Below are 15620 nucleotides of genomic sequence, written 5' to 3'. Positions count from 1 at the left end.
AAGATGACAAGAATAGCGACAAAAACACCTATTTGGAAATAGGTGTTAACGTATTCATTATTTTTGTTTCATTTTTCTCGTTAAACTGGTTCATATAGAGTTCATAATATCGACCTTTTTGGTTCATAAGACTCTCATGATTACCATCTTCGATAATGGTTCCTTTATCAATAACAAGGATACGATCTGCACTCACAATCGTCGAAAGACGATGAGCAATAATGAAACTTGTTTTTTCTTTAAGAACGGTTTCAACTGCGTTTTGAATAATCTCTTCCGTTTCAGTATCAATTGAGGCTGTAGCTTCGTCGAGGATAAAGATTGATGGATTTACAAGAATTGCCCGAGCAAAGGAAATCAATTGTTTCTGCCCTGTCGACAATCGGTTTCCGCCTTCACCTACATCTGTTTGATATCCATCTTCAAGTTCCGTGATAAAGCGATGTGCATCAACAAGTTTTGCAGCCCGCATGACCGCTTCATCAGAAGCATTGGGTTTCCCATACGCGATGTTATCACGAACCGATCCAGAAAAGAGATGGGGTGCTTGTAAAACATATCCAAGATGTGAGTGGAGCCATCCAATCGATCGTTCTCGATAGTCTACCCCATCAATCCGAATCGAACCTGAAATGGGTTCATAAAAACGACAAATAAGGTTTACAATGGTTGATTTACCACTTCCCGTCTCTCCAACTAAAGCGACGCGTTGTTTGGGTTCAACGGTTAAATTAAAGTTTTTTAATATCGGTTCCGATGCTTGATAATAAAAATCAACATCTTTAAATTCAATATTTCCAACGATCGGTTCATAGACCGATTCTTTGGGATTTAAGATTGTTCCATATTTTTCAATAACATCTGGACGATCGATGAGTGATGAATCTTGTTCCAATAATGAAAGAACACGCTCTGCAGATGCTTGGGCCATTTGTAACTGTGCAAACACATTACTAATATTACGAAGCGGTTCAAAAAAACGTTCCGCATATTGTGTAAATAGGATTAAAGTTCCAATTTGGATAACACCTTGTAACGCCATGTTCCCACCAACATAAATAATACCCGCATTGCCTAACGAAGAAATAATGGTAATGATAGGCATATACAGTGCACTGAGTATGACAGCATGAATGGACTTTGATCGCATGGCCATGGTGTTGTTTTTAAATTCACTGTAATGAATCGACTCCAATCCCATTGACTTAGTAGTCTTTGCTCCGGTAATCCCTTCACTAAATCCATGGGTGATTTTTGAATTCTCCGCACGAACGTTTCGATAGTTTTTTAGGATACGTTTTTGAAACCACGAGCTTACAAAGTAAACCATAGGTACAATCACAAGAATGATTAACGCAAGTTTCCAATTGACCGTAAACATGACCACCAACAACATCATCATGACTAAAAATCCCCAAACTAGATCGTTAAAACTCCAGGAGAGGATTTCCGACAACCGTGAGACATCACTGGTCATTCGAGCCATAATCCATCCTGTAGGCGTTTTGTCATAATATGAAAAAGGAAGATTTTGAAGCTTTTCCATAACATTTTGACGGATTTGATAACTAATATCCATCTCAATAAGACCACTTCGATAAATAAATTCATAAATTAGAAATGCTTGGACCGCAACCAAACCTCCATATAAAAGCGCAAACTTCAATATGGCTTCTGTTGAACCTTGACCTTGATAGAAAACATCAATGGCATATCGATTCAAGATGGGAAGGATAATCCCAATAACCGCTTCAAACAGAACAAAAAACAGCGCTAAAAACAGATTCTTTTTGTTCTCAAGCAGCATCATTAGGATTTTTTTCCAAAGCCCAACATCTAATTTTTCAGAAGTAAACTGCTCTTCTTCTCTATAACTCATCGACAAATCCTCCTTTCTGATTGGTTTGAATATCATAAATATTTCGATACAGTCCATCAACGTTCAATAGCGAATTATGTGTTCCAATTTGCTTGATTTCGCCATCAAGAATAACAATAATTTTATCCGCATTTTGTGCACTGTTAATACGATGGGTAATGATGATGGATGTGGCATTTTTAGTATGATTTAATGCTTCTCGAATGGAAGCATCAGTTTGAGAATCTAATGCAGATAATGAATCATCAAAAATTAAAATCGGTGTATTTGCGATAAGCGTCCGGGCAATCGCAACACGTTGTTTTTGTCCACCGGATAGGGTAACACCTTTCTCACCAACGGGTGTTTCATACCCTTGGTCAAAAGAAGTTATAACATCATGAATCGAAGCAATTCGAGACGCGTCATAGACGTCTTGCTCCGAAGCGTGTGGAATGGCAATACGAATGTTTTCAAAAAGGGTTTTTGAATAGAGATAAGGTTCTTGTAAAACAAGTCCTACTTGCTTACGGAGAGAACTTTTCGCGATCTCGTTTATGTTAATCCCGTCAATTTTAATGGACCCTTCAGATACATCATAAATGCGCGTAAGTAAATGAACCAAACTTGATTTACCACTCCCTGTTGGTCCCATAATCGCAACCGTCTCTCCCGGTTGAATGGTAAAATTCAAATTTTTAAGAACGGGGGTGGATGCATCATCGTATTGAAACGATACATTTTCAAAAATAATTTCACCCTTAATTTCAGGCTTTAATCCTGACTCAAGATCTTCAATCGGCAGGTCTAAGATTTCGTTCAAACGATCAATACTTACACTAACCTTTCCCATATCGGATAAGGTTCGGCCAACATTACGTATTGGCCACAACACCATATTTACATAAGAAATAAAGACAATCGCATTCCCAATGGATAAATTGCCCGCACGCACTTCAAAAATACTTGCGATAAGCACAATTAATGTTTGCATAAAACAAAGTAAATCAGAAGTCCCCCAATAGATTCCGAGAAGTCTGATCATTTCCTTTGTTATGGAGGCATAGGCTTGGTTTTTAGCTTCAAATTTCGTAACTTCAAACTTTTCTTGATTAAATGCTTTCACAACACGGACGGCATCCATGCTTTCTTGAAATGTATTCGATAATGCTGCTTCCGCTTCATCACTTTGCTTAAACACTGCCTGCATTTTTTTAAAGAATAGAAACGCAAACCCAAAAATAAAGGGAAAAGAAATCATGGTAATCCAGGTCATCGTTACATTAATACGGAATAATACCGTCAATGCGATTACAACCATGGTAAAAGCATAAACAAGTTCCTGAATTTTTGATTTGAGAAAACGTCCAATCTGATCGACATCACTGGTACAACGTTGTATTAAATCACCGGTTTTTGCTCGTACATGGTAGGCGTATGGAAGTTTCTGTAGGTGATCAAACACATCATTACGTAAACTTTCTGAGAAAAATTCAGAAAAAGAACCAATTGAATAACCTGCACAAAAATGTGCAACACCACTTAAGATGTTCAACACAACAATTACCACACCAACATACCATAAATGTTCACGAACGGAATGCATTCCACCTAAAAAATTCGTAAGTGTTTTCATCCATGATGTCGTTATGGGTAAATCATTTAAAACATGATCAATGGTGTATTGAAGTAATAAGGGATTGACTAAAAGCACTGCACAATAAACTACTACCGAAAAGATCATCACAATTATTTTTTTTCGATGACCCTCAGTATATTTAGAAATAAATCTAATATTTTTCATATTCACCTCGATATTATTGTATCTTCTCCTTTAAAGCTTAAAAAACACATTTTCATGTGTTTTTATGAATATCTATGCTGAAAAATAAGTGGGCTAGGAGACACTTAAAGAATCACACAGACAATCATAAGTATTTTGTTCAAAACAAAATGCGACGCTCGATAATGCAACATTATCATTTTTATTCACTTGGGTTAAAAGGTGCTTACTATTTCTTGGAGACACAAAAGCCCCTTGCTGATTAAAAAAGTCAAAAACTATCTCTGCCATAATCATTAGAAATAAAACAACACACATTAAACATTTATCTGAGCGATTCATAAGTTCCTCCTTTCATTTGTATATATTTTATCATATATTTCAAAAAAAGTAATCAATACCCAACATCGTGATAGAGATTTGGTATAATAGAAATGGTGATAAAATGAAACTTAAAATCGTCGTCACAACGGACGTCCATGGAAATATCTTTCCAACAAATTATACAAGTCGTGAAAACCTCGAAGATTATGGGCTTGCACGCATTAGTACTGCAGTAAATCAATTCCGAAAGGAAGGAAATGTTTTACTCTTAGATAACGGGGATGCTTTTCAGGGAACTCCGTTATTAACTTACGCACATCAACATGCGCAATCCGTACCCAATCCTATGGCACAATGTTTTAATGCCATGAATTATGATTTTATTAATTTAGGAAATCATGATTTTAATTATGGACCTGAAATTCTCCAAAAATACATAAGTGAAAACAATGCACCCCTACTTACTTCAAATCTTGAAATAGATGGGTCTGTACCGGGCCAAACTCAAATTCTTACTTATGAAGGTAAAACGATTGCACTTATTGGTGTTTTAACGCAATATATTCCACATTGGGAACGTCCTGCTCATATCGAAAACATGGTTTTCAAAAGTGCTTTTGACCAGCTCCAACAAGAAGTTCAACGTGTACGAAATGATGTCGACTATGTCATTGCTATGTACCATGGTGGTTTAGAGCGTGATCCGCAAACGGGTGAACCGACTGAACGGCTTACTGGTGAAAATGAAGGTTATGCTATGACTGAAATTGAAGGGTTAGATATTCTAATTACAGGACATCAACACCGTTCCTTTATCGAAACCGTTAACGGGGTTTTAGTAACTCAAAACACCTTTAAAGCAAAGGAATTTATTACGATTGATCTTGATTTGGAAACTGGTAACGCCTCAGCAAAACGACTCAGTGCCTCCGATTATGATGTAGACCAAAATTTATTGGAACCACTACAAGGCTTACAAAACGAAACACAAACATGGTTGGACCAACCCGTTGGAACCTTAGAAAACATGGATGTGATGATTAACGATGAATTGGATGCACGCCTTCATAAACATCCGCTCGTTTCACTCTTAAATCAAATACAACTTGAACGATCGGGTGCACAAATTTCTTCTGTAGCCCTTTTTAACGGGGCTCAAGGATTTAGAAAATCAATCACAATGCGTGAATTAGTAAGCACCTACCTATATCCGAATACGTTGGTGGTAAAGCGAATGAGTGGAAAAGCACTTCGTGAAATGATTGAATTTAGCGCCCATTATTTTACCGTCGATGCCCACCAACACATTGTTCCCTCACCGGAATACGTTGAACCCAAGCCACAACATTATAATTACGATATGCTTGATGGCGTGGATTACACCCTTGATATCTCAAAACCGAGAGGTTCACGTGTAGTGAGCCTAACGTATCAAGATAAACCAGTTCAAGATAGTGATGAATTCACCGTGGTTGTAAACAATTATCGAGCAATGGGGGGCGGGAACTATACCATGGTTGCGGAAAGTGAAACATTAGAAGATATCCAAGAAGAAATGGTCGATATCATTATGGATTATTTTATTCAACATTCCCCAGTTTACGTCAATCATCGTGATAATATTAAAGTAATTGCATCAAGATAAAAAACCAAAATACAAAGCTTCGAATACTTAGAAGTTTTGTATTTTTTTTTATTCAATCGAAAAAAAATCTTGACACTCGAAAAAAATAAAAGTATTCTAGTTCGTGTACAGTGAGACACAATGGTGTCTCATTTTGTATTTTTAGGAGGTAATTATGATTAAAGCTATAGTAGGTGCCAACTGGGGCGATGAGGGTAAAGGAAAGCTCACAGATGTATTCGCAAGTGAGTCTGACATTATTGTTCGGTTCCAAGGGGGCAATAACGCAGGTCATACAATTATTAATGATCAAGGAAAGTTTGCGCTAAAGATGTTACCATCCGGTGTTTTCTATAAACATACGATTAATGTTATTGGTAATGGTGTTGCGTTAAACATTCCTGCATTCATTCAAGAGTTAGAGGAATTAAAGACTCGAGGTGTTCATCCTCAAGTTATTGTAAGTGATCGTGCTCAAATCGTGATGAGTTACCATAAGAATTTTGATGTTTATGAGGAAGCACGTATGGGTAAAGATCAGTTTGGATCTACCAAATCGGGGATTGCGCCTTTTTATTCCGATAAATACGCAAAAATCGGGTTCCAAGTCTGTGAGTTATACAATGAAGACTGGTTACGCAGTAAAATTGATCGTGTTCTTGATATCAAAAATACTTTATTAGTAAATTTATATCATCAAGAACCGCTGTCAGCGGATGCAATCTTTGAAGAATTAATGCAATACCGTGATTTAATTAACCCTTATGTTCGCGATGTCTTCACCTTTTTAAATGAAGCGCATGATCAAGGTAAAAACATTCTCTTCGAAGGGCAACTTGGTGCATTACGTGATCCCGACTTTGGAATTTATCCTTATTCAACCTCTTCATCTACTTTAGCTTACTATGCGACCATCGGAGCAGGATTGCCACATCCTATCGACGAAGTATGGGCAGTCACAAAAGCTTATTCAAGCTGTGTTGGTGCTGGTGCATTTGTCTCAGAAATTTTTGGAGAAGAAGCCGAGGCATTGCGAAGACGTGGTGGTGATGCGGGTGAGTATGGCGTTAATACTAAACGTCCTCGTCGTGTTGGCTACTTTGATGCGGTCGCAACACGTTTTGGATGTAAAACCCAAGGGGCAACTCATGTTGCACTCACAAACATTGATGTTCTTTCCTATCTAGATGAAATCAAGGTTGTAACGGCATATGAGTATCAAGGACAACAATCCATGCGATTTGGAAATATTACAGAATTAGAACATACAACCCCTGTAATTGAAACATTCCCTGGATGGAAAGAAGATATTACACACATTACATGCTATGATGACCTTCCTGAAAATTGTAAAAACTATATTAATAAACTTGAAATGCTCATTGATACAAATATTGCACTTGTTTCAAATGGTCCAAATCGAAACCAAATTATGAAGCGTACGCCTTTACGGTAAAAGAAAAACGAACAGAATCTGTTCGTTTTTTTCTATAATCTTCCCTCATCACTACATTTATTGCGTATTGTACGAGCAGGAATGCCTGCAACAATATCACAACGTGCGACATCTTTAGTCACAACACTCCCCGCACCAATTACGGCTTCATCATGAATCATAATATTACCAAGTACCTGTGCTCCAGCACCGACGTGTACTTTATTTCCTAACGTTGGATGTCTTTTGCCCGGTTCGCGTGATTTACCACCTAAAGTAACCCCATGATGAATTAAACAATCATCACCAATAATTGCAGTCTGGCCAATGACAACACCGCTTCCATGATCAATAATAAAACGTCGCCCAATCTGTGCTCCTGGATGAATCTCGATTTGTGTCAAAAAGCGTCCGAGTTGCGAAATGAATCGTGCTACAAAGTAAAACTTAATACGATAGAAACAATGTGCGATTCGATAAAACCCCATCGCATGGTATCCTGGATAGAGTAAAATTACCTCCAGAACTGATCGTACAGCAGGATCTTGTTTTTTATATGCACGTGCTGTCTCTAAAAATCTCATAAAATACTCCTTATTTTAATTCGAGTAACGCTTCATTGATAAGTTTTAGAACATAAATTCGATCGGCTTCATTATTTTCAAAATCAAGATGATCAACATTAATCTTAAGCATGGGTGAAAGATCGTAATTATCAAAATAATTACTGTATTCACGATTGAGTTTTTCCCAATATTCGCGTTCAACAATTAATTCATAATCTCTACCACGTTTCTTAATGCGGTTCATTGCCTCATCAACACTTATTTCAAGATATACCATTAATTTGGGAACATGAACATGTTCAAGCATATTTTGTAATAACTCAGAATAAATTTGAAATTCTTCGTCACTCATTTCTCCACTTAAGTTTAACATACGGGCGAATATTGCGTCCCCATATATGCTTCGGTCCATAACCGCTTTGCTTACGTCTTTCGCTTGTTTGATATGCTCAAAACGCTTATTTAAGAAAAACACTTGTAATGGAAATGAATAGCGACAACGGTCATGATAAAACTTATCCAAAACAGGATTATCAACTACCGGTTCTTCAAACTCTTCATAGCCCTCTTGACCAAGAATACGCATTAATGAACTTTTCCCAACACCTACAACACCTTCAATAACTATCATGTCATAAACCTCTTTCCGTGATACATAATTTAATATATCGCTATAATTAAATCCCATAACTCACCACCATCTCATGTCCCTAAGAGACACTCTATTCATAAGTTTAGCTTTGTAATGACAAAAAAGCAAGCCTCTTAACGATAGAGTTTCGTAATTTTATGACATTCATCAACAATCCATTCGCGAAGCCACTCCGGTTTTAAAACCGTAATATGAGAACCGCCTTGTAAAATAAAATCTTTAACGGCAAGTTCATTCGAAAACTCGACTTTTAGAATAAAGCGATGATCATCCAACCACGTAATTTCTTGGTGTTCACCCCAGATATACTCACTAATATAATCTTGCTCAAAAACTTCCAATTCTGCGAAGACGGGTTTTATTTTATAGCCGAATTTTGAAAAGACATGCTTGCTTGAAGTTTCGTCATCAAACCGAAAAACCTCATCACGTAACGATAATTCATGAATGCGATTTACTTTTAGGCTCAAATAGCGATTCTTTTCATCATAACCCAAAAGATACCAAAATTTATTGACAATCACAAGCTCATAAGGCTCAAAGACATAGGAACGCTTCTCCCGATGATTTTTACTATAAACAATATCAATACGCAAATGATGCTCAATGGCGTTCTCAAGCAGCTCTATATGTTTTTGATAGAGATTTGGATCAACATTAAGCTTAACCGATTGAAAAGCAGATACAGATACATTCCCACTATAATCCAACTGGTGTGATAATTTTGAAACAACAGCTACAAAGTCATTTCCGAGTGTCGGGTTATCCTGTGATAACAAAACCGCAAACGCTTGCTTTAACATCTTGCGTTCATTACGTTCAAAAGCGAGCGGTTGTATTTGCGTTTTAGATTCTAAAACATAACCCCCACCTGGACCCATGACCGTAGTAATTTCATACCCTACCGATTCAAGTTCTGCTTTGAGTCGCTGCACACCACGCTCACTGATTTCCAAAAGATCCGCCAGCTCTGAAAGGGGAACAACAGAGCGTGCGGATAATACGTCTAACATAACCAAAGCATTGCTTAACTTACTCATAGATCGTTTGACCTTTGATAACATAACAGCGTGTTAAAAGATCATTAAATTCAGATTCACTTCGGGCTATTTGACAAAGTCCACCCAGTGAGAGTTCCGGAAGCAAGTCACTCACTTCAACGATACACTGACGACTTAACAATTCCCCTCGGTGAACCGCACCGGTAAATTCGGTTCCGGTATATGTCTGGATAAATGAAATTTCAAAATTTAAGTCTAGATCACGACTCACCGTTAATAGATTCGGTTCGTTGGACCCAAAATAATCATAAAGTGTTTGCGCTCCCGATACCGTTAAATAATTCGCACCACGATCTGATGAAGCAACCGAATAGTCGTTGGAGTAATGCGTATTGAATTTTAACTCATTATAGAAATCCTGTGCATCCTCATGAGAAACAAACTTTAAAGTCACGGAAACACTGTCTTCAAATGAGAGACCAAAGGTTTCTGTAAAACGAAGTGCCTGATCATTAATAAATGAGCTCACATCATTTCCTTTCATTGCAATCATCAAATCTTTTAAATTAAATCCTTTTTTCATCATGTATCACCTCTTGGCTCAAGTATACCAACAGTATACGACAATTTTGGTCGTATATTCAAGAAAGCGAAAAAAAAGTGGATTTATAATCCACTTTCGGTTTAATTATTGCCAGATTGATTGTAAAGAAGTTTTGTATGACTCCATAACAGATTCTGGTGTTTTTGATGTGTCAGAAAGTAATTCTTCCATCTTCACAGTTGCTTCTGTATAAGCAGCATCTGAGTTAGCGGATACTGGAATTGTAAACACATCTTTTGTGATTTCTTGAATTAATGGCGCAATCATTGAACCACTTTCTAAGTATTCTTTGCTTTCGATAACACTTGTACGTACTGGAATATAACCTGTTGATTTAGCCCAGTATAATTGTGAATCGGCAGATACTAAGAATTTCATGTACTCAAATGCAGCAGTTTTTTGTGCTGGTGTAGCGGATGAGAACATGTATAAGTCAGTACCTTGTTGTAAGCTGATTTTTTCAGGACGTTTCACAACGCCAATTTCGAAACGACCGTCTACACCTTTAAGAACGTGTGATTCTCCTGCTGTACTTCCAACGTTCATTGCAAGTTGACCATTACCAAATGGTCCTGATAAGTATTTGTCAGTTCCTGCGATACGTAGGTAACCATCTTTTACACCTTCTTGGTAGAATGATGCAACTTCAAGACTTTCTTTACTTGTAGGATCCATATCCTTATTGAATTCGACGCCTTTATTGATTAATCCTGTAGCATAGTAGTTATTGAGTGAGTCAAAACCTGCTCCCACAATATTTTTCTTTTCATAAACAGTTTTACTTACTTCTTTTAATTCTTCAAGAGTTGTAGGTGCTTTAAGACCTAATTCATCAAGAAGTGTTTTATTGTAGTAAAGAACCTCTGTTGATTTGTTAAATGGCATACCATACGTTACACCTTCGATTTTACCACCTTCACGGAATCCTTCAACAATATCACTATAGTCTTTCATTCCGATTGTATCGTTTTCGATATACGGTGTTAAGTCTGTAACGAGTTTATCTACTGACGCATTAAACATCCATGCTGGGTATGCTTGTGTCATGGTTGGTAAGTCTTTAGGACTTACAAGTGTAGCAGATAATTTTTGACGTAAATCCGGATAACTTGATTGGTTTTGTAATACAACTTTAACCTTTGGATTTGCTGCCATAAAATCTTCAGTAAGTTTTGTTAATGCTTCTTCTTGTTTACCATTCATTGCATGCCAGAAACGGATTTCTGTTTCTTCTGTTAGTTCTGTAACGATATCAGCAGATGCTGTATCATCACCTTTATTTGAACATCCTACAAGAACAAGTAAAGCAAGTAATGCTACTAAAATCTTTTTAATATTTCCCATATTTGTTTTATGTGTCTCCTTTAGATAGTTTCCCCACGGGTTGGTAAATGACGCATTCCATATTTATTCTCAAGTAAATCTGGTCTTAAGGAATGAATAGGAACTAATAACTTCGGTTGAATTAAGCTCACAATACGATCTAAATCTTCAGGGTAAGCATGTCCAGAACACGCTATACGATTAAATTCAATATTGCAATCCTCCAACAACTGAATAAATGGTAAATATGCTGGATCAAATTCTCCTAGCGGCGAAGCGTCGCTATGGATATAGACACCACCTCCTTTAAGGTTTTCGTGATGATCAACAACCTGCCATAGATAATCTCCCTCATCTTGAAGTAGAGTGTTGTAATCGACCTCTAGATTCTTATCAAGGTTAAAGCTGTTGTCATTTGCATTGTAATACTTACACTCCATATTTAAACACTCTTTCAAGATATTTGCAAAGGATGCTTCAAGCACCACTTCACGTGGACTTTGTTTTACAATCTCAGCTAATCGTTTTACATTCGCCGGATAGCAATTAAAAGTCACTTGTTTATTTGGGTTGCTGTTTACAATATTCACGATTTTCTTAAGTAAATCTGCTTCGGTCTCAATACGACCCGTTGCGCGGTCTTCTTGAGGGAAACTAATTGATACACCCTCAATAATGAGCATATCTGTATTTTTTGCTTGTTCACAATAGTGAAGTGAATCTTCCACATCAAAACCATGGAGACGAAGATCACCTGTGTAAGCAATATGCATATCTGGGGTTGTGATTAAAAGACCACAGGCACCATAAGCATCATGATCAACACGACTTAATTCTACTTTAATGCTTCCCACTTCGATAACATCATGATTATCACACCCGATAATATCGCGTGTAAATGAATCTGAAGGGTTCGCTTTTGGTAGAATAAAGTCATTTTGTGCATTTAAACTGTTTAATAAAACTTTGGTTTCTTTAAGTGCATACATTGGAATGTTCGGATCCAAATAGTTAACCATACGCGTATGATCTAAATGACAATGACTTAAAAAGACAGCCGTATGGGCATAGTCAGGCCCTTTTTCAAATGGATACGTATATCCTAATTCGGGATCATAAATATTCTCTAAATGGGGCACTAAACGATGTTCAATCAATTGTTGCAATGATTCATTTTTAAGATTCAACTCTGGTTTGAATTCTGTACCAAAGTCAAAGAAAATATGTGAATCTTCATATGCAATTTCAATAACAGTACCACCAATTGTCAGGACACCGCTATGAAATGTAATTTTTGTTTTTCTATCCTTTAAGTCCACTCTTCGACACTCCTTTAATAATTTGATTTCTAAAAATAAAGTAAATAATAAGTACCGGAATAATCGTTAATGTTGCAGCTGCCATTTGAAGATGAACATCCGTTCCACTCTCAGTCGCAAATGCACTTAAACCATTGTTTAATAGACGCATGCTTGAATCATTTGTAACCAACAATGGCCACAAGAATGAGTTCCAATGCGAAATAAAACTAAGAATACCGATTGTTACAAGTGCAGGTTTGGATAAAGGTATCATAATTTTTCGAATAAATTCTAAATCTGTACATCCATCAATTTTAGCCGCTTTATAGTATGAAATTGGAATACTTGTTAGATATCCTTTTAAATAGAATATATAGAATACACTGGCAAGTGATGGAACAATCAATGCAGTATACGTATTTAATAAACCAAGACGTGCAATCGTTTGGTAATTTGTAAAGACTGTTGACTCATACGGTACCATTAATAGTGATACCATCACTAAGATAATTAGACCCTTATGTTTAAACTCTAACTTAACGAGCGCAAAGGCTGCAAGCGTCGAGGTAATTAAAATTCCAAGGGTACTAATCCCTGCAACTACCACTGTATTAAAGAAATACCGAACAAACGGTGCCGTTTGAAATACTTCCACAAAGTTGTGGAACTGTGGGGCTGATGGAATTAGCGTCGGCGGAATACTTGTCGCCTCTTGATAAGTCATCAAACTTGCAAGAATCATGTAGACAAATGGAAATAAGGTAATAATTGCCATAAAGACAATAAAAATTGTCGCAAGAATTTTAAATATTTTTGTTAGTACTATTTTTAAATTTGGTGAAAATTCAGATTTTTCGTTCACAACTATCTCTCCTCTATCTTCTTCAACACTTTATTCTGAATAAGTGTTAATACGAGGATAAACACAAACAGAAGTATTGTTGCGGCCATTGCCGGACCATATCGATTATCGACATGGAAGGTAGTGAATATATAGAATACGGCAGTCGTGGCACTGTTGGCGATTCCTGCCTTACCATTAAAGATCGCAAAGACTTGAGTATAAACTTTAAAGGCATTAATTAGGTTGACCGTTAACAAGAACGTTAACGTTGGAATAAGCTGTGGTAAAGTAATTCGGAATAATTTTTGAAGTTCCGTTGCACCAAACATATCTGCAACCTTGTAGTACTCGCGATCAATATTACGAAGACCTGATAGTAAAATAATGATATTAAACGCCAAACCATTCCAAATTCCAAAAATGACAAGGGTGGGTAAGCTCATCATAATATCATCTAAGAAGTTGATCGGTCCAACATTTATAAAACTAAGTAGAAAGTTTATAAATCCATAGGAACCGTTAAAGAGATAGCGGAATACAACCCCAATCGCAATAACACTTGTTAGATAAGGAATAAAGAAAATCGTTTCAAAGAAGCTCTTATTTTTAATTTTTTCAAAAATAAGAAGTGCAATAAACATTGAAATGATTAAACAAATTGGCACCACAAGAAAGGCATAAACAGCTGTATTTCGCATCGCAATATGGAACTTTGGATCTTGTAGCACAAATTGATAATTACTAATTCCTGCCGGTTTAAGATTCGTTAAAGTCCCGGATTGAAACGACATAATTAATGCACGAATTAATGGATAAATATTAAATAAAGCAATAATTACCAAAGCAGGCAAAAGAAACAACCATGCTTGTCTTTGATTTTCAGCGCTATACTTAAACTTTTTCATTAGTAGACCCTCTCGCCAGATTCTTTAAACATAAAGATACGTGGGTAATTAAACTCACAATTAACGATTGTCTCTGGTTCAATGAGAGCTTCAATACTTACAATACCTTTAGCATTCTTAGATCCGATTTTGAAATTAAGGATACCTTCTCGACCAATGAGTTCCACAGTTTCAATTTCTGTATTGAAAATCCCTTGTTCTCCAAAAATAATATCTTCAGGACGAACACCTAAAAGATAAGTTCCATCAATGATGGTTTCTTTAATACGATCTTGGACGAGGGTACTTTGACTAAATTCAAAATTCTCACCAACAATCATGCCATTTTTTACTTCAATAGGAAGAATGTTTATGACAGGGTTACCAATAAATTGAGCAACAAATAAATTATTAGGTTCTAAATAAAGATTTTGTGGGTCATCATATTGTTGAATCACACCCTCATTCATCAGAACGATTTTATCACTAATGGATAACGCTTCTTCTTGATCATGCGTAACAAAAATTGTCGTAATGTTAATTTCTTTAACAAGGCGACGAATTTCTTCACGGATTTTCAAGCGCAAACGTGCGTCGAGGTTACTTAGTGGTTCATCAAGTAGTAAAATTGAAGGATTCTGAACTAAAGCACGCGTAATCGCTACACGTTGTTGTTGTCCACCGGACATAGTCCCTGGCTTTTTATTTGCTAATTCTTCAATATCTGTTAATGCCATGTATTTACGAGCAATTTTTTCAGCTTCTTCTTTAGGCATTTTTTTATCTCCAACACGTAGTGGGAACATGACATTTTCTAATACTGTCATATGTGGGTAGAGTGCATAGTTTTGAAATACAAAACCAATATCACGATCTTTCGGATGCTTATCAACCATTGAGATCCCTTCATTGTGAATTGTACCGTCGGTAGGATCGAGCAATCCAGCAATTAAATTAAGAATTGTTGTTTTACCACAACCACTTGGTCCAAGTAAGCAAACCAAATCACCTTTCTCAATTGAGAATGTAACTTGTTTTAATGCTTCAAAACCATTATCAAACACTTTCCGTAAGTCCTTGACTTCAATCATTCATCTTCCTCCTATAAACACAATATTACGTAATTTTAATATATTCGATATTATTTATTTCGTGAACACCCACGAATTTTACGTACAGTTGTTACTTCATTATTATAACAGTCAATACACGTATTTGTGTTAAAAACCATTAACAATATTAAATAAACATGTGAAAAAAATATAAACCGTCACATAATTCTGTTTTTTTACGCATAAAAAAAAGACACTCTAAATAGAGTGTCAAATTACCTGGCGATGAACTATCTTCACTAGCGCTTGGCTAGATATTGTCGCCGCTAAAGTGCTTAACTTCTGTGTTCGAGATGGGAACAGGTGTGA

Annotated in this window: 14 protein-coding genes and 1 rRNA gene; 2 read left to right on the top strand and 13 right to left on the bottom strand. The window is 36.5% G+C overall.

Translation table 11 applies throughout. The features are described 5' to 3' along the window. Positions 1 to 28: 28 nt before the first annotated feature. From EPJ90_RS05040 to EPJ90_RS05030, 3 genes are all read right to left on the bottom strand, one after another. On the bottom strand, positions 29 to 1879 hold the full coding sequence (locus EPJ90_RS05040) for an ABC transporter ATP-binding protein (RefSeq protein WP_161636706.1): 1851 nt from the start codon (positions 1877 to 1879) through the stop codon (positions 29 to 31). Further along, positions 1869 to 3662: an ABC transporter ATP-binding protein gene (locus EPJ90_RS05035; protein WP_161636707.1), complete on the bottom strand. Its 1794-nt coding sequence runs from the start codon at positions 3660 to 3662 to the stop codon at positions 1869 to 1871. Before EPJ90_RS05035 ends, EPJ90_RS05040 begins: the two co-directional genes overlap by 11 nt. A 93-nt stretch (positions 3663 to 3755) precedes the next feature. Beyond that, positions 3756 to 3983: a hypothetical protein gene (locus EPJ90_RS05030; RefSeq protein WP_125164796.1), complete on the bottom strand. Its 228-nt coding sequence runs from the start codon at positions 3981 to 3983 to the stop codon at positions 3756 to 3758. Between the two features lie 103 nt (positions 3984 to 4086). Here EPJ90_RS05030 and EPJ90_RS05025 point away from each other — a divergent pair, with 103 nt between their 5' ends. Both EPJ90_RS05025 and EPJ90_RS05020 read left to right on the top strand, forming a co-directional pair. Next, positions 4087 to 5610, top strand: a complete 1524-nt coding sequence (locus EPJ90_RS05025) for a bifunctional metallophosphatase/5'-nucleotidase (RefSeq protein ID WP_161636708.1) — start codon at positions 4087 to 4089, stop codon at positions 5608 to 5610. A gap of 154 nt (positions 5611 to 5764) precedes the next feature. Next, entirely contained in the window at positions 5765 to 7045 is a 1281-nt protein-coding gene (locus EPJ90_RS05020) for an adenylosuccinate synthase (protein ID WP_200542744.1), read from the top strand. A gap of 32 nt (positions 7046 to 7077) precedes the next feature. Here EPJ90_RS05020 and cysE read toward each other — a convergent pair whose 3' ends face one another. From cysE to rrf, 10 genes are all read right to left on the bottom strand, one after another. Further along, positions 7078 to 7608 (bottom strand): serine O-acetyltransferase, encoded by a 531-nt coding sequence (cysE, locus tag EPJ90_RS05015; protein ID WP_125164799.1) that lies wholly within the window; start codon positions 7606 to 7608, stop codon positions 7078 to 7080. 10 nt (positions 7609 to 7618) lie between these two features. Further along, on the bottom strand, positions 7619 to 8221 hold the full coding sequence (locus EPJ90_RS05010; protein ID WP_237558271.1) for a deoxynucleoside kinase: 603 nt from the start codon (positions 8219 to 8221) through the stop codon (positions 7619 to 7621). Positions 8222 to 8355: 134 nt separating this feature from the next. Beyond that, the gene (locus EPJ90_RS05005; protein ID WP_125164801.1) at positions 8356 to 9282 is read right to left on the bottom strand and encodes a helix-turn-helix transcriptional regulator; all 927 of its coding nucleotides are present in this window, start codon (positions 9280 to 9282) and stop codon (positions 8356 to 8358) included. Then, entirely contained in the window at positions 9275 to 9829 is a 555-nt protein-coding gene (locus EPJ90_RS05000; RefSeq protein ID WP_237558272.1) for a hypothetical protein, read from the bottom strand. Before EPJ90_RS05000 ends, EPJ90_RS05005 begins: the two co-directional genes overlap by 8 nt. Before the next feature lie 102 nt (positions 9830 to 9931). Beyond that, the gene (locus tag EPJ90_RS04995; RefSeq protein WP_161636711.1) at positions 9932 to 11191 is read right to left on the bottom strand and encodes an ABC transporter substrate-binding protein; all 1260 of its coding nucleotides are present in this window, start codon (positions 11189 to 11191) and stop codon (positions 9932 to 9934) included. A gap of 20 nt (positions 11192 to 11211) precedes the next feature. Beyond that, positions 11212 to 12489, bottom strand: a complete 1278-nt coding sequence (locus EPJ90_RS04990) for an MBL fold metallo-hydrolase (protein ID WP_161636712.1) — start codon at positions 12487 to 12489, stop codon at positions 11212 to 11214. After that, positions 12473 to 13333, bottom strand: a complete 861-nt coding sequence (locus tag EPJ90_RS04985) for a carbohydrate ABC transporter permease (protein WP_125164803.1) — start codon at positions 13331 to 13333, stop codon at positions 12473 to 12475. The genes EPJ90_RS04990 and EPJ90_RS04985 overlap by 17 nt, the downstream gene beginning before the upstream one ends. Before the next feature lie 2 nt (positions 13334 to 13335). After that, on the bottom strand, positions 13336 to 14220 hold the full coding sequence (locus tag EPJ90_RS04980) for a carbohydrate ABC transporter permease (RefSeq protein ID WP_161636713.1): 885 nt from the start codon (positions 14218 to 14220) through the stop codon (positions 13336 to 13338). Beyond that, complete coding sequence (locus EPJ90_RS04975) at positions 14220 to 15290, bottom strand: ABC transporter ATP-binding protein (protein WP_161636714.1); 1071 nt, start codon at positions 15288 to 15290, stop codon at positions 14220 to 14222. Before EPJ90_RS04975 ends, EPJ90_RS04980 begins: the two co-directional genes overlap by 1 nt. 238 nt (positions 15291 to 15528) lie before the next feature. After that, a 5S ribosomal RNA gene (rrf, locus tag EPJ90_RS08730) occupies positions 15529 to 15620 on the bottom strand; the annotation flags it as partial.

The organism is Erysipelothrix sp. strain 2 (EsS2-7-Brazil) (assembly GCF_016617655.1).
Lineage (GTDB): Bacteria > Bacillota_I > Bacilli_A > Erysipelotrichales > Erysipelotrichaceae > Erysipelothrix > Erysipelothrix piscisicarius.
The sequence above is the reverse complement of the archived record's forward strand: the minus strand, read 5'-3'. Positions and strand labels throughout refer to the sequence as shown.